Here is a 14,985-nt window from a genome sequence, read left to right on the forward strand (position 1 = left end):
GAACTGTTATAATATGGATATGTAAAAATTGCTATTTTCTTAAAAGACATGGGAGTCAGATGAGAATTGTGAAAGGATGAGGGGGAGTGGCACAGATTATGTATCACCACACAGCAATTAATGTATTAGGTCTTTTACAAAACATGTCAAATAATAAAATGAACGATATGCAACTAGAGGTGGAATTTAAAAAAATAGAAAAAGAATTCCAAGTAAAGTATGAAGAATTAGTTGATTTACATAATAGAATGGTATTATTTCAAATAGATATAGAAAAAAATGGCGGGATGCGAGCATATGAAAAATCAGCAATTACATGGCTGAAGTCTGAACTAGAGCTACTGTATGAAGTGTATCAATTTTGTCAACGTCACGGTTTAAACATTTTAAATATTTCAAAATACGTAAGTAAAAATGAACTAAATCTTTTTCCAAAAACAGAAAGTCAATTGCAAAATACGTATTATAAATTGAAAAAACGTGAAATGCCGTTTGAAAATATTGAAAAACAAAAACCAGGACGAAAGCGAAAATATATACCAGTAAAAGAGACAATCGTTGCAAGAAAACAAGAAAACGAGTACAAATTAAAAGAAGAGATTCAGCATAAAGAGGATGAAAAAAATCTTGTAACAGTTATATCTGGTATCGTTGATAACTTTGAAACAATTAATCAATGTAGTGAAAGGAAAGAAGACGAACTACATCAGTTTATGGAAGGTATTTATAAGCTTTCTAGCATGGCAGCAGGGCGTTCTAGAGAAGTAAAGAATATACGTAGTCTAGAAGGTGAATTGCAGTCGTTACAACTAGAAAATGAAAGGTTAAAACGAGAGAAAGAAGAGCTTGTACAAGATATTAAAGGCATGACGCAGCTTTTAATTCATTTCATTACAAGTTCTGATATCGATCAAATTCGTAAATTACCAACTTTCGTACAAGATTGTAAAATGGAATTACATAAACTAGGGCTATATAATGCACAAGACGGTAAAATGAAAATTATGGTTGATCGTAGCGGACAAGTTATGACCGTAACACAGTAATAAAATTTGGGTACAAAATAAAAGGGAGATACATAGTTTATATGTATTTCCCTTTTATTTTGTATGGAATCGTTCTAAAGAAGGAAGATGAATTTTTACGATTGCAGTAACTTAGAAACCATTTGCGGAATTTGGTTTGCTTGTGAAACCATACTAAGTGCAACTTCAGTTAGCAATTTAAACTTTAAAAAATCGCTCATTTCCTGCGCCATGTCTGCATCTTCAACTTGAGATGCAGCATCTGTTAACGCCATACTTTGGCTATTTAAATTTTCAATATTGAGCTGTAAACGATTTATCATAGCTCCAAGATCGGCACGATGAAGTGACACACTTTGCAAAGCCTCTTCGATTTTACGAATTGCCGCTCTTGCTTCTTGTTCTGTTGAAATCTTGATGTCATGTTGTGTAGGGGAAGGGGAAATATGTTTCGTCATATTTATTGTATGACCGATATCGTCTAATGTAAAAGGGCGGTTTTGACCGTCAAATACGGATAAATCATTAAACTCAGTCATCTCGCCAATATAGCCAATTTGTTCTGTTAAAGACTGAAACTCTTTATTCAGCGAATGACGGTTTTTATTTGAATCTGTACCGTTCGCAGATTGAACAGCTAAATCACGCATACGCTGCAAAATATTCGTCACAGTTTGAAGGGCAGCTTCTGCCGTGCGAAGCATCGATATTGCATCCTCATTATTACGAATCGCCACGCGCATACCACTTGCTCTCGCATGCATACGAGTCACAATTGCAATATTAGCGGGATTATCCGAAGCGTTGTTCAACTTCTTACCAGTCGCCAAATGCTCCATTGCAACATTCATACGCTTCTCATTCTCATACAACGACTGCCTAGCATTCATACTTAAAACATTCGTACCAATACGCATAATAGACACTCCTTATAGATTGATATAGTTAGTGTTCTAAAGCTAATAAACGGTTATGAAAAGAAAAAGGGGCGTATGCTCACTATATCTTTTTGTTTTCATACACGGAACGAGGATAAAACAGGCCCTGACCGCTACTAAATATGATTAGAGCTTCTCTTTAAGTTAAAAAATCTTTCAATCTATCTATATAGAAAAAATAAACCTCTCCGCAAGCAGAGAGGTTTATTCAGGAAACTAACTCAAATGGCTTATTGTAATAATTTAGAAACCATTTGTGGAGTTTGGTTTGCTTGAGAAAGCATGCTGATACCAGCTTCGTTCAAGATTTTGAACTTAGTCATTTCAGACATTTCTTTCGCCATGTCAGCGTCTTCGATTTGAGAAGCAGAAGCTGCCATAGAGTTTTCTTGGCTTTTAAGGTTTGTTACGTTAAAGTCAAGGCGGTTTAATGTAGCACCTAAAGTAGCACGGCTAGAAGCAATTGTTTCTATTGCTTTGTCGATTTTTTCAACAGAAGAAGATGGATCGAATGCTGTTGCCGTAGGTGCTGTTAGTGTTTTAAATTCTGTATTAATCTTTTCTGCAGCAGCTTTGAGAAGAGCATCAGTTTTAGCTGGATCAGCTACTACTTTATCATAAGCTTTGAAAGCATCTTCCATTTTCTCTACTTCTGCTGGTGTATAACCTGATTTGACTTTATTAAAAGCATTTTTTGCATCTGTAACGTCTTGAGCTTGTACAGCTGCATCTGCAGCTGCAGTTTCTAGTCGTTTCATAGAATTATTAAGTGTATCAAGATCATTTTTGTTAACTGTGTTTGAGCCAATAGCTAAATCTGTAATATCTAAGTTTTTAAGTGATGCAGAATCAAGTGAAATTGTAATTTGTTTATTTTTATCATGTGAGTCAAGAGTTTGGATATTAATAGTACTATTAGATCCGTCTAATAATTTTTTGTCGTTAAACTCAGTGTTGTCCGCAATGTATTGAATTTGTTCTTTTAATTGATCAAATTCTTTTTGCATTGCAGCTTGGTTTTTACTAGTATTAGTCTCACTTGCAGATTGGTTTGCAAGGTCACGCATACGAAGTAAGATGTTTGATACAGAGTTTAAAGCTGAGTCAGCTGTACGAATTAAAGACATGCCGTCTTCTGTATTACGAGCTGCAACGTTTAAGCCACCTTCACGTGAACGCATACGAGTTGCAATTGCAAGACCTGCTGCATCGTCAGAAGCGTTGTTGATACGTTTACCACTTGATAAACGGTCCATAGCATTGCTCATTTTTGTTTGGTTTTGGCGCATGTACTCTTGTGTACGCATGCTGTTAATGTTTGTATTAATTCTCATGTTAAGAAACCCCCATTTTTTTATATTGACTTTTCTGCAAATTGAAAAACGGTAATATGCGAAAAAATCAATTTCGAGATTTATTGTAATCCTTGCCACAACGGGTGTCAACTAAAAATTCGAATTAATAAATATAAAAAAATAACAGTTTAACAATATATTCATTTTTTTATTACATAATTATTAAAAGGATTATTGCAAACTTTAAAAAAAAACTCTAATATTAGATTATCTTTGTTTACCGAAAAGGTGATATTATGATAGTTGGAAATATAGTAAAAGAAGTGCTTGCATATAAGAAAGGGCAAATTCAGCAAAAGCTAAGTAGTCCACAAGCATTCGTTAGTAGTCGTTTTCAAGAGAAGTTGCAGAGTGAACCTGCGAAGGAGACCAAGGCTACTACGCAGCCGGCAAAAGTAGAAGATATGAGTCAGCCGGTACAATCTACGAAAATAGAAGCGGTTGTTAATAAACCGGTAGAAACTATTAATAAAGTAGAGGAAGCGAGTAAGCCTGAAGAAAAGGCTGAAACGAAGAAAGCAGATGAAGTGCAAGTTGCGCAAAAAGAGTTTGAACGACGTTTCCCAGAAACGAAAAATGAGGCTGTTGATACGTGGGAATTAACGAAGAAGTATAATATTCAAAAAATACGTTCTTCCAATGAAGGGAAGTATGAGGATATTATTGATCGTGTAAGTCGTACATACGGAATTCCGAAAACGTTAATTCAAAAAATGATTGAAGTAGAGTCTAATTTTAATCCGAAAACGGTGTCACATGCAGGTGCGATGGGTCTTATGCAGCTTATGCCAGCGAATGTGAAGGAGATGGGTGTGAAGAATCCCTTTTCACCAGCTGAAAGTATTGAAGGTGGCGTAAAAGAGTTAAGCGGTTATTTAAAGAAAAATAACGGCGACTTAGTATTGGCGCTTGCTTCTTATAATGCTGGTCCTGGGAATGTGAGGAAGTACGGAGGCGTACCGCCATTTAAAGAAACGCAAGGATATATTAAAAAAATATTAAATATCGACGTTTCAAAATAAGAAGTTTCATATATAGAGAGAACATGAAATTTTCGTGAACATGATATGGGAGTTGGCTAGATTTGAAATTACAAGATGATATTCCGTTAACAATTTATTTTGAAATCGGAAATACGAAAAAGAAAATTGAAGATCTGCTTCATATTACGAAAGGTACATTGTATCGTCTTGAAAATTCAACGAAAAATACGGTGCGTCTTATGCTTGAGAATGAAGAGATTGGAACCGGAAAGATTTTGACGAAGAATGGAAAGATGTACGTTGAAATCGTTGAATTGAAAAGGTAGGGAAGGGGATTGTCATGAGTGGCGAAAAATTAAGCCAAGAGCAAATTGATGCCCTGCTGAAGGCGGTAAATGAAGGCGAGGAAATGCCAGCTTTCGCACAAGAAGCAGGAAAGCAAGAGAAATTTCAAGAGTATGATTTTAATAGACCAGAGAAGTTCGGTGTTGAGCATTTACGTAGTTTGCAAGCGATTGCTTCTACGTTTGGAAAACAGACGTCACAGACGTTATCAGCGCGTATGCGTATTCCAATTGAACTAGAGCCTTCAACAGTTGAACAAGTTCCATTTACGAGTGAGTATGTGGAGAAAATGCCGAAAGATTATTATTTATATTGCGTAATTGATCTCGGTTTACCAGAGCTTGGAGAAATTGTTATTGAGATTGATTTAGCATTCGTTATTTATATTCATGAATGTTGGCTTGGCGGAGATAGTAAGCGTAACTTTACGATGCGTAGACCGTTAACAGCATTTGAGTTTTTAACGCTTGATAATATATTCTTGCTTCTTTGTAAAAATTTAGAGCAATCATTTGAAAGTGTTGTTGCGATTGAACCGAAATTTGTAACGACGGAAACAGATCCGAATGCATTAAAGATTACGACAGCGAGCGATATCATTTCATTACTTAATGTAAATATGAAAACAGATTTTTGGAATACGACGGTGCGTATCGGGATTCCGTTCTTATCTGTTGAAGAAATTATGGATAAGTTAACGTCTGAAAATATTGTCGAACATTCTTCGGATAAACGTAGGAAGTATACGTCTGAAGTGGAAGTGAAAGTAAATCAAGTGTACAAACCTGTTCACGTTGCAATTGGTGAGCAGAAAATGACAATGAGTGAGATTGAACAAATTGAAGAAGGCGATATTATTCCGCTTCATACGAAAGTTTCGGATGAATTACTTGGTTATGTAGATGGAAAGCATAAATTTAATTGTTTTATTGGAAAAGACGGAACGCGTAAGGCGCTCCTATTTAAAAGTTTTGTAGAGTAGGAGGATCCATATGAAGCATGAAGTATCTCCTGTGTCATTAATGGGATTAGAAGATTTTGCAGGAAAGCGAAATGAAGCAGGCAAAGCACATATTGATACTGTTTCAGATATTTCGATTGAACTTGGTGTAAAGCTTGGAAAGTCATCTATTACGCTTGGTGATGTAAAGCAGTTAAAAGTTGGCGATGTTCTTGAAGTAGAAAAAAACTTAGGACATAAAGTAGATGTGTATTTAAGTAATATGAAAGTCGGCATCGGTGAAGCAATCGTAATGGACGAGAAATTCGGTATTATCATTTCTGAAATTGAAGCTGATAAGAAACAAGCGGCGCTTATGAAAGCGCAAAGTCAAATGCAAGATAAAGAGTAGAGGAGGAGTCATATGTCGTATATGACGACCTTATTTCAAGTCGTTTTACTGTTTGGTGCGCTCGGTTACGGTGCATATTATATGACAAAAAAGACGCGCAAACAGCAGTTTTTTAAGCAGGGTGAAAATGGCCATATTCAAGTAAAAGACGGCGTGTATTTAAATCATCAAACGAGTGCCTTTTTATTTGAAGTGGACGGAAAGCAAGTGTTCACTGTTATTAGTAATAACGGTGTACAGTCTGTGCAATTAACCGGAACAGGAAATCAGTTTCAACAAGCACTAGAAGACGCGGTGAAGACTGAAACGAAAAAAGTAGAGGATCCATCATGAGAATAAAGAAACAGTTATCATTATTAGCCGTTATTTTCGTATTTTCTATCGTTTTTTCAATTATTTTTGTAAATCCAGCGTATGCGGCCCCGAACGGTTTTATTAATTTCGAAAATGGAAAAGAGTTTACGAGTAATTCAAGTGTACAACTATTTGCGCTCGTCACCCTTTTATCATTATCTTCTTCTATCGTTCTATTATTTACACATTTTACTTATTTTATGATCGTTCTTGGGATTACACGTCAAGGACTTGGGGTAATGAATTTACCACCAAACCAAGTGCTTGTTGGACTTGCATTATTTTTATCACTCTTTACGATGCAGCCTGTACTCGGGCAACTGAAGAGCGATGTGTGGGATCCGATGACAAAAGAGAAAATAACAGTAAGTCAAGCTGCGGAAACGACAGCTCCTATTATGAAAGAATATATGTCAAAGCATACGTATAAGCATGATTTGAAAATGATGCTGAAAGTACGCGGAGAAGAGTTGCCGAAAGATTTGAAAGATCTTTCCTTATTTACACTTGTACCATCCTTTACGTTAACGCAAATTCAAAAAGGTTTACTAACAGGGATGTTCATTTATTTAGCGTTTGTATTTATAGATTTGATTATTAGTACACTTTTAATGTACCTCGGGATGATGATGGTACCGCCGATGATTTTAAGTTTACCGTTTAAAATACTCGTTTTCGTATATTTAGGTGGATATACAAAAATCGTCGATATTATGTTTAAGACGGTCGCCTGAAGCGCTTGATGCTATGTGATAGGAGTCATATAAATGAATACGTCACCAATTATAGATATTTTCCAAACCTTTTTTTATAAAGGGGTTATGATTTTAATGCCGATTGCCGTTGTAAGTCTGATTGTCGTTATTATTATCGCGGTTATTATGGCAATGATGCAAATTCAAGAGCAAACGCTGACGTTTTTACCGAAAATGGCGAGTATTGTGCTCGTTATTATCATTTTAGGTCCGTGGATGTTCCAAGAGTTAACGATGCTTATTTTAGATTTATTTGATAAAATCCCATCGCTATTGCGTTCGTACTAAGATAGGTGAACTGAAATGAATATGGAATTATGGGCGGCGACGTTTTTTGCGTTTTGTCGCATTACTTCATTTTTATATTTTTTACCGTTTTTCTCAGGCCGATCCATTCCAGCAATGGCGAAGGTTACAGTTGGACTTGCTCTTTCAATTACAGTGGCCGATCAAGTGGATGTCTCTCACATCAAGACAGTTTGGGACGTTGCAGCTTATGCAGCAACGCAAATTGTAATTGGTTTATCACTTTCAAAAATTGTAGAGATGCTGTGGAACATTCCGAAAATGGCAGGGCATATTTTAGACTTTGATATCGGTTTATCACAAGCAAGTTTGTTTGATGTAAATGCGGGCTCACAGTCTACTTTACTATCAACCATTTTTGATATATTTTTTCTCATTATTTTTATTTCACTTGGCGGCATTAACTATTTCGTTGCCACTATTTTAAAGTCGTTTCAATATACAGAGGCGATTTCAAAATTGTTGACGACTAGTTTTTTAGATAGTCTACTCGCAACGTTATTATTTGCGATCACATCAGCGGTTGAAATTGCTCTGCCGCTTATGGGAAGTTTATTCATCATTAACTTTGTTCTAATTTTAATTGCAAAAAATGCTCCGCAATTAAACGTTTTTATGAATGCATACGTAATTAAAATTACGTGCGGTATTTTGTTTATTGCGATGAGTGTACCGATGCTCGGTTATGTGTTTAAAAATATGACGGATGTATTACTTGAAGAGTATACGAAACTATTTAACTTTTTCTTAACGAAGTAGGGGGACGCGCATGGCAAAGGATAATAAAACAGAAAAGGCCACCCCGCAGAAGCGTAAAAAATCGCGTGAAGAAGGGAATATTGCCCGGAGTAAAGATTTAAATAATTTATTTTCCATTCTCGTATTAGCAGTTGTCGTTTATTTCTTCGGGGATTGGCTAGGTTATGAGATTGCAAATTCCGTAGCGGTGCTGTTTGATCAAATTGGAAAAAATACAGATTCAACCGAGTATTTTTATTTAATGGGGATTTTATTACTGAAAGTATCGGCTCCGATATTAATACTCGTATATGCTTTTCATTTATTCAATTATATGATTCAAGTCGGCTTCCTATTTTCTTCTAAAGTCATTAAACCGAAAGCGTCACGTATTAATCCGAAAAACTATTTTACGAGATTGTTTAGTCGTAAAAGTTTAGTAGATATTTTGAAATCACTGTTTTATATGGGATTAATCGGTTACGTTTCGTACGTTCTCTTTAAAAAGAATTTAGAGAAGATTGTTAGTATGATTGGATTTAACTGGACAGCGTCACTTACTGAAATTATTAGCCAAATTAAATTTATCTTTTTAGCCATTTTAATTATTTTAATCATTCTTTCCATTATTGATTTCATTTATCAAAAATGGGAGTACGAACAAGATATTAAGATGAAAAAAGAAGAAGTAAAAAGGGAGCATAAAGATAATGAAGGGGACCCGCAAGTAAAAGGGAAACGAAAAAACTTTATGCATGCGATCTTGCAAGGAACAATTGCGAAGAAGATGGATGGCGCAACGTTTATTGTCAACAACCCGACTCATATTTCGGTCGTACTTCGTTACAATAAACACGTTGATGCAGCACCAATTGTCGTTGCAAAAGGGGAAGATGAGCTCGCATTATATATACGAACACTTGCCCGTGAACAAGAAATACCAATGGTGGAAAACCGTCCGCTTGCTCGTTCTTTATATTATCAAGTCGAGGAAGATGAGACGATTCCTGAAGATTTATACGTAGCTGTAATTGAAGTTATGCGCTATTTAATTCAGACGAATGAACTTGAAGTATAATAGCGCGTTTGGAGGAGATCTCTTTGTTTAAGATAGATTCTGCAAGAACCTATTTTTCTATCTTTTTAGCAGCGTCATTCGTAGTGGCGCTCTTAATTCCACTTCCACCATTTATACTTGATATCATTATCGTTTTTCTACTAAGTATGTCAGTACTTATTTATATGCGAGCGACAAGTATTAACGAGTGGGATGAATTAAAGTCATTTCCGACGATGTTGTTATTAATCGGGATTTTCCGCGTATCGATTAACGTTTCGACGACGCGAGCGATTTTGACAGATGGAAATGCCGGTCATGTTATTGAAGAGTTCGGCCAGTTCGTAATTGGCGGAAACTTATTAATTGGTATCGTTATTTTTACAGTATTAATCATATTTCAGTTTATCGTTGCAAACGGTGCATCTCGTACAGCTGAAGTAGCAGCTCGTTTTACACTTGATTCTTTACCGGGGAAACAAATGTCTATCGATGCTGATTTAAACCAGCGTATTATTTCAGAAAAAGATGCACAGGCAAAACGAAAAAAATTAAATATGGAAACAGAGTTTTACGGGGCGATGGATGGTGCCGGAAAGTTCATTAAAGGGGACGTTATTTTCGGGATTGTCATTTTATTCGTAAACATTATTTTCGGTTTAATTGTCGGCATGATGCAGCAAAGAATGAGCTTTGCAGATGCAGCTCTTCATTATACACAGTTAACTGTCGGTGACGGAATCGTAAACCAAATCGGTTCATTAATGCTTGCAATTTCAACAGGTATTATCGTAACGCGTGTATTTGACGGCTCACCGGATACAGTAACAGAAGGTATCTTTAAAGAGTTATTAGCGCATGAAGTCGTTGTATATGCACTAGGTGGTTTATTTATTGCAATGGGTATTTTTACTCCGCTACCGTTTTTACCATTCGCACTCGTTGGTGGAACGATTATCTTCTTAGGCATTCGTAATAAAAATCGAATAAAGAAAGAAAAAGAAGACGAGCTTCAAAAAGAATTAGAAATGATTCAAGGTGAAGATGAGCAACTGCAACAAGTGGAAGATTCATTCGGAGTATTTACGGATAAATATCCGATTATTGTAGAACTCGGTTTAGATTTAGCAGCACTTGTAAAGCAGAAAATTAACGGGGAAACAGCTCGTGATAAAGTTGTTCTTATGCGGAAGTCGATTATTACTGACCTTGGTATTAACGTTCCTGGAATTAACTTTAAAGATAATACGAGCTTTAGACCACGTGGTCGTTACATTATTCGTATTAAAGGTGCGAAGGCGGCTGAAGGTGTTTTAAAATCAGGTTATTTATTAGCACTAAAAACACCGAACGTAATGGCTGATTTAGATGCAGAACCAGCGAAAGATCCAATTTTCGGCGAAGATGGATATTGGATTTTAGAGCATATGGTGCAAGATGCACAAATGAAAGGCTATCAAGTGTTAGAGCCACTTAGCATATTAATTACACATTTAGATGTTGTCGTAAGGCGTAATCTGCATGAATTAATTCAGCGCCAACATGTAAAAGACTTAATTAACTCGCTTGAAAATGATAATGGCGTTCTATTAGAAGAGATTAAGAAGAAAGAAATTGATTTATCACTCGTTCAAAATGTTATTAAACAACTTCTAAAAGAAGGTATTTCTATTCGTGATTTACCAACAATTATTGAAGGTATTATTGACGGAAAAGAAGTGAATCAAAATCACGTTGATGGTGTGACATCATTTGTTCGTGAATGTATTTCAAAAGTTATTTGTGAAAATGCGAAAAATCCGGACGGAAAAATTTATGCAGCGCTCTTCTCTGATTCAATTGAGTTAGATGCGGATGTTGTGAATAATTCATATCAAGGTTACTTGTTAAACTGGGATTTAGATTTAGAAACACGTGTCGTTGAGCAAGTGCAGCGCGTCTTTAAGCAAGCACGTTTAATGGGAAGAGAACCAGTGTTATTAACACGTAGAAAAGATTTTAGATTTGCAATTGTAAGACTGCTAGAACGTTATCAAGTAGAAGCACAAGTACTTTGTATTAGCGAATTAGCACCAGAAATTGTTGTGGATCAAATTGCCTATATTGAATAGTAGGGGGTGAAGTAATGGAAAGTACAGAAAAGAAAGAAGCGTTAATGCGAATAAAAGCAGCTTCGAAAAATGAATTGTATCGAAAGTTATTTGACCAATATGGTACAGATTATTATTACGTTGTCGATGAAAGTGTAAAACGAAATATACCGTTTTTCTGGAAAAAGGATTATGAAATGTTAGTTGCTTTTCCAGAAGAAAAACAGGAAGAAGTGAATGAAGGTACAGCTCAATTTCATGAACAGTTAATGGATGTTGTGAATGATCCTTCAGAACAAATTGTGAAGGCGAATGGAATTCAATCAGTACTGCACAATTTAGAAAACGTAACGACTTCTATGTCATACGCGGCAATGCAAACAGGAAATAGTGAAGAATGGGCAAGAAAAAAAGAAAAACTATTAAAGCTGTTTGAAAAAGGAATTGTCGTGGTGAAACAGACGAAAGAAACGGAAGTACCGAAAAAGAAAAAAGTTGTGAAACAAGTCGTTCCGGTAAAGAAAGAAGAAGTAGTTCCAAAGAAAGAAAGTCAAGAATCTGTACCGTTTATTATTCAAAAGGTAATTCGGATGCTAGAACAAAACGATGTGGAACAATATTTCATTTATGCATATGCTGAAAAGTTAAAAATAAAGTTTGAAAATGCAACGATGATTACGGAAGAAGAAGTTATTAGGTACATATTGGAAGATATGAAATCTCATTTCAATACGGAAAACGTCTTTGAAAAAGAAGTACAAACAATTGCATTAATCGGTCCAACTGGTGTTGGTAAAACGACGACGCTTGCGAAAATGGCATGGCAATTTCACGGTAAGAACAAAACAGTTGGTTTTATAACGACAGATCATTCGCGCATAGGGACAGTGCAGCAATTGCAAGATAACGTAAAGATAATTGGATCGGAAGTAATTGCTGTGCGTGATGAAGCTGCAATGACAAGAGCGCTTACGTATTTTAAAGAAGAAGCGCGCGTCGATTATATTTTAATTGATACAGCCGGAAAAAATTATCGTACGACAGAAACAGTAGAAGAAATGATTGAAACGATGGGACAAGTAGAGCCAGATTATATTTGTTTAACGTTATCAGCTTCGATGAAAAGTAAAGATATGATTGAAATCATTACAAACTTTAAAGATATTCATATAGATGGTATTGTGTTTACAAAATTTGATGAAACAGCAAGTAGTGGTGAATTGTTGAAAATTCCAGCAGTATCATCAGCTCCTATTGTATTAATGACAGACGGCCAAGACATAAGGAAAAATATACATATCGCTACAGCTGAACATTTAGCGAAACAAATGTTACAAACATCGTAGAAAAGAGGTGAAGAATAAGGCGCTTGCCTTATTCAAACGAATATGAACGGTCTTTATATAGGTTCTATGGGTATGATGAACTACATGCAGCGAATTAATGTTCATTCGAATAACGTTGCAAATGCTCAAACGACAGGATTTAAAGCAGAAAATATGACGTCTAAAGTATTTGATGTACAAGACACATATCGCCGCGGAGATGGGGCGGTAACAAATATCGGTTTGGTCGATTATGCTGTAGTACCAGCTGCAACACATGTGAATTTAGTACAAGGAAATATACAAATGACAAATAGCGCTACAGATTTCTTTTTAGATGACGGCGCAGCCGGCACAACATCATTTTTCGTTACTTCTAAAAATGATGAAACGTTTTTAACGAGAGATGGTAGTTTCACATTAAATAGTGATCGTTATTTACAAACATCTTCAGGTGCTTTCGTAATGGGAGAGAATAATGAGCGTATTCGTATTCCGGAAGGAGCAAAGGTTGCTGTACAAGCAGACGGTACATTATATGATGAAGTAACACAAAATAATATTGCTCGTTTGCAAACAAAAACAGTAGATGCAGAAACGAATGCTCGTCTCGTGCAACGTGAAAATAAAAGCTTTACACTAGCAGAAGGAAACATTGCTAATTTACCGAACGGAACAGGAATAGTAAAAAATCATATGCTAGAAAATTCAAATGTAGATATGACGAAAGAGATGGCCGATCTTATGACGGATCAAAAGATGATTCAAGCATCACAGCGCGTTATGACGTCATTTGATAAAATTTATGAAAAAGAAGCGAATGAAATATTGAGATAAAGGACTTCCAAAAGTGGGAGTCTTTTTTGTTATTGCTTTTATTACAGTTACATCATAAAATGATAATGATTATCAATATCATTTTATCTATTTTCATAAGAACAGAATTTCATAATGACAGCAATATTTGTTTAACTAAGTGAATTAAAAACAAGGGGATGGTGTATATATGTCTACAAAGAATCAACTTTGCATTGGATTATGTTTAATTTCTAGAAAGAAAGAACAAGAGAATGAGTTTAATTCCGGAATTGATGAACAAGTAGAGTTGGCACTACAGGCAGAAAAGGCTAAGTTAGATTTTGTTTTTAAAGCCGATTATTTAGTGGCGCACCCAGATTTAATTGCTCGTAATAAAGGGAATGTCATTTTAGACCCGACGTTACTGTTTACTGCTATTGCTTATGCGACAGAAAAAATTGGAGTCGTTACAACTGCTTCAACTTCGTTTTATCCACCATATATATTAGCAAGGCAATTACAATCGTTACACTGGATTAGTAACGGCCGAGTAGGGTGGAATATTGTTACATCCATTGACGGTGCTGAAAACTTTGGTGAGGAAGAGATGCCATCATCTGAGGAACGATACGCGAAAGCGGCAGAATGTACAGAGTTAGTAAGAAAACTTTGGAGGAGCCATCCTTATGAAGTGTTGAAAATAGATAACACTGAAGTTATTAGAGAGATGGCTAAGCCAATTGAACATAGCGGTGAATATTTTGAGGTAAAAGGTCCACTTAATATTCCGCAGCATATATCAGGAGAAATGCCATTATTTCAAGCTGGTGCTTCAGAGTCTGGTCGGAATTTTGCTGCTTCTGTTGCTGATGCAATTTTTGCCGCAACGCCAGATGTAGAGTCAGGAATTGAACTTCGTCAAGATTTAAGAAGAAGAGCAGAACAGCATGGCCGAAAGCAAGATGCTATACGCGTATTACCTGGATTATATTTCTTTATAGGTGATACATATGAAGAGGCGCTAGAAATGCATAGGCAAGCTCATCAACATCTCACAAAAGAGAAGAGATATGCGTTACTTGAAATGGTTCTCGGATTAGATGCGAGGGGGATTCCGCTAGAAAGTAAAATTACCGAAGAGATGCTGCCAAGTCGGGATCAAACTGTACGTAGTAAAACACATGCAGAATTATTACGGCATTTCATTATTAAAAATGAACCAACAGTTGAACAAATACTAGAGCGACCAGAAGTTGTTGGATCGGCTCATTGGGTTGCGGTTGGTACACCAAAAGACGTTGCGAAGCAAATTATGGATAGGTTTGAGGCCGGAGCGTTAGATGGATTTATTGCTATTCCAGGAGGACCTCCCAAGTCACTAAATCTATTCTTTAGTGAAGTCATTCCTTTATTTGTGAAGGCAGGGGCATTTAGGGAAGAGTATACAGGTTCTACTTTACGGGAGCATTTGGAGGGAAACATATTAAATACTTTACAGTTAAAATAAATAATAGCATGTAGAAAAAAGCCTTATTATAAAAGGCTTTTTTTGTTTGAAATTAAA

16 protein-coding genes are annotated in these 14,985 nt (G+C 35.9%); 14 read left to right on the forward strand and 2 right to left on the reverse strand.

Annotation, left to right across the window (positions count from 1 at the left end; all coding sequences use genetic code 11):
* Positions 1-98: 98 nt before the first annotated feature.
* The gene (locus JFU02_RS27780; protein WP_201072174.1) at positions 99-1,046 is read left to right on the forward strand and encodes a DNA-binding domain-containing protein; all 948 of its coding nucleotides are present in this window, start codon (positions 99-101) and stop codon (positions 1,044-1,046) included.
* A gap of 95 nt (positions 1,047-1,141) precedes the next feature.
* Here the strand turns inward: JFU02_RS27780 and JFU02_RS27785 are convergent, their stop codons facing one another.
* Positions 1,142-1,942: a flagellin N-terminal helical domain-containing protein gene (locus JFU02_RS27785; protein WP_098838411.1), complete on the reverse strand. Its 801-nt coding sequence runs from the start codon at positions 1,940-1,942 to the stop codon at positions 1,142-1,144.
* A 251-nt stretch (positions 1,943-2,193) separates the two neighbouring features.
* Complete coding sequence (locus tag JFU02_RS27790) at positions 2,194-3,297, reverse strand: flagellin N-terminal helical domain-containing protein (RefSeq protein ID WP_001222396.1); 1,104 nt, start codon at positions 3,295-3,297, stop codon at positions 2,194-2,196.
* A gap of 257 nt (positions 3,298-3,554) precedes the next feature.
* Between JFU02_RS27790 and JFU02_RS27795 the strand changes: the two genes are divergently transcribed.
* From JFU02_RS27795 to JFU02_RS27855, 13 genes are all read left to right on the forward strand, one after another.
* Positions 3,555-4,340, forward strand: a complete 786-nt coding sequence (locus JFU02_RS27795) for a lytic transglycosylase domain-containing protein (RefSeq protein WP_088349673.1) — start codon at positions 3,555-3,557, stop codon at positions 4,338-4,340.
* Between the two features lie 62 nt (positions 4,341-4,402).
* Positions 4,403-4,627: a flagellar motor switch protein FliN gene (locus JFU02_RS27800; RefSeq protein WP_000775712.1), complete on the forward strand. Its 225-nt coding sequence runs from the start codon at positions 4,403-4,405 to the stop codon at positions 4,625-4,627.
* Positions 4,628-4,641: 14 nt separating this feature from the next.
* Positions 4,642-5,628, forward strand: coding sequence for a flagellar motor switch protein FliM (fliM, locus tag JFU02_RS27805; protein WP_000012361.1), 987 nt, complete (start codon positions 4,642-4,644; stop codon positions 5,626-5,628).
* Between the two features lie 10 nt (positions 5,629-5,638).
* Positions 5,639-5,998, forward strand: a complete 360-nt coding sequence (gene fliN, locus JFU02_RS27810) for a flagellar motor switch protein FliN (protein ID WP_000680010.1) — start codon at positions 5,639-5,641, stop codon at positions 5,996-5,998.
* A 12-nt stretch (positions 5,999-6,010) separates the two neighbouring features.
* Positions 6,011-6,331 (forward strand): hypothetical protein, encoded by a 321-nt coding sequence (locus tag JFU02_RS27815; protein WP_000121178.1) that lies wholly within the window; start codon positions 6,011-6,013, stop codon positions 6,329-6,331.
* The gene (locus JFU02_RS27820) at positions 6,328-7,086 is read left to right on the forward strand and encodes a flagellar type III secretion system pore protein FliP (protein WP_001220582.1); all 759 of its coding nucleotides are present in this window, start codon (positions 6,328-6,330) and stop codon (positions 7,084-7,086) included. The genes JFU02_RS27815 and JFU02_RS27820 overlap by 4 nt, the downstream gene beginning before the upstream one ends.
* 33 nt (positions 7,087-7,119) lie before the next feature.
* The gene (locus JFU02_RS27825; protein ID WP_001098080.1) at positions 7,120-7,395 is read left to right on the forward strand and encodes a flagellar biosynthetic protein FliQ; all 276 of its coding nucleotides are present in this window, start codon (positions 7,120-7,122) and stop codon (positions 7,393-7,395) included.
* Between the two features lie 15 nt (positions 7,396-7,410).
* Positions 7,411-8,172: a flagellar biosynthetic protein FliR gene (locus JFU02_RS27830; RefSeq protein WP_001055717.1), complete on the forward strand. Its 762-nt coding sequence runs from the start codon at positions 7,411-7,413 to the stop codon at positions 8,170-8,172.
* A 10-nt stretch (positions 8,173-8,182) separates the two neighbouring features.
* On the forward strand, positions 8,183-9,229 hold the full coding sequence (gene flhB / locus JFU02_RS27835) for a flagellar type III secretion system protein FlhB (RefSeq protein WP_001040120.1): 1,047 nt from the start codon (positions 8,183-8,185) through the stop codon (positions 9,227-9,229).
* A 23-nt stretch (positions 9,230-9,252) separates the two neighbouring features.
* Positions 9,253-11,319, forward strand: a complete 2,067-nt coding sequence (gene flhA / locus JFU02_RS27840; RefSeq protein ID WP_098838412.1) for a flagellar biosynthesis protein FlhA — start codon at positions 9,253-9,255, stop codon at positions 11,317-11,319.
* A 14-nt stretch (positions 11,320-11,333) separates the two neighbouring features.
* On the forward strand, positions 11,334-12,644 hold the full coding sequence (gene flhF, locus JFU02_RS27845; protein WP_201071929.1) for a flagellar biosynthesis GTPase FlhF: 1,311 nt from the start codon (positions 11,334-11,336) through the stop codon (positions 12,642-12,644).
* Between the two features lie 42 nt (positions 12,645-12,686).
* Positions 12,687-13,460 (forward strand): flagellar basal-body rod protein FlgG, encoded by a 774-nt coding sequence (locus JFU02_RS27850; RefSeq protein ID WP_098838414.1) that lies wholly within the window; start codon positions 12,687-12,689, stop codon positions 13,458-13,460.
* A 169-nt stretch (positions 13,461-13,629) separates the two neighbouring features.
* Positions 13,630-14,928, forward strand: a complete 1,299-nt coding sequence (locus JFU02_RS27855) for an NtaA/DmoA family FMN-dependent monooxygenase (protein WP_098838415.1) — start codon at positions 13,630-13,632, stop codon at positions 14,926-14,928.
* Positions 14,929-14,985: the final 57 nt, after the last annotated feature.

The organism is Bacillus sp. TH13 (assembly GCF_016651175.1).
Classification (GTDB): domain Bacteria; phylum Bacillota; class Bacilli; order Bacillales; family Bacillaceae_G; genus Bacillus_A; species Bacillus_A thuringiensis_S.

Excerpts from the sequence above, each read along its gene's own strand:
- fliM (WP_000012361.1), top strand. The coding sequence starts at position 4,642 with ATGAGTGGCGAAAAATTAAGCCAAGAGCAAATTGATGCCCTGCTGAAG.
- JFU02_RS27850 (WP_098838414.1), top strand. The coding sequence starts at position 12,687 with ATGAACGGTCTTTATATAGGTTCTATGGGTATGATGAACTACATGCAG.
- JFU02_RS27795 (WP_088349673.1), top strand. The coding sequence starts at position 3,555 with ATGATAGTTGGAAATATAGTAAAAGAAGTGCTTGCATATAAGAAAGGG.
- JFU02_RS27830 (WP_001055717.1), top strand. The coding sequence starts at position 7,411 with ATGAATATGGAATTATGGGCGGCGACGTTTTTTGCGTTTTGTCGCATT.
- JFU02_RS27855 (WP_098838415.1), top strand. The coding sequence starts at position 13,630 with ATGTCTACAAAGAATCAACTTTGCATTGGATTATGTTTAATTTCTAGA.
- fliN (WP_000680010.1), top strand. The coding sequence starts at position 5,639 with ATGAAGCATGAAGTATCTCCTGTGTCATTAATGGGATTAGAAGATTTT.
- JFU02_RS27820 (WP_001220582.1), top strand. The coding sequence starts at position 6,328 with ATGAGAATAAAGAAACAGTTATCATTATTAGCCGTTATTTTCGTATTT.
- JFU02_RS27790 (WP_001222396.1), bottom strand. The coding sequence starts at position 3,297 with ATGAGAATTAATACAAACATTAACAGCATGCGTACACAAGAGTACATG.
- flhF (WP_201071929.1), top strand. The coding sequence starts at position 11,334 with ATGGAAAGTACAGAAAAGAAAGAAGCGTTAATGCGAATAAAAGCAGCT.
- JFU02_RS27825 (WP_001098080.1), top strand. The coding sequence starts at position 7,120 with ATGAATACGTCACCAATTATAGATATTTTCCAAACCTTTTTTTATAAA.
- flhB (WP_001040120.1), top strand. The coding sequence starts at position 8,183 with ATGGCAAAGGATAATAAAACAGAAAAGGCCACCCCGCAGAAGCGTAAA.
- JFU02_RS27815 (WP_000121178.1), top strand. The coding sequence starts at position 6,011 with ATGTCGTATATGACGACCTTATTTCAAGTCGTTTTACTGTTTGGTGCG.
- JFU02_RS27780 (WP_201072174.1), top strand. The coding sequence starts at position 99 with ATGTATCACCACACAGCAATTAATGTATTAGGTCTTTTACAAAACATG.
- JFU02_RS27785 (WP_098838411.1), bottom strand. The coding sequence starts at position 1,942 with ATGCGTATTGGTACGAATGTTTTAAGTATGAATGCTAGGCAGTCGTTG.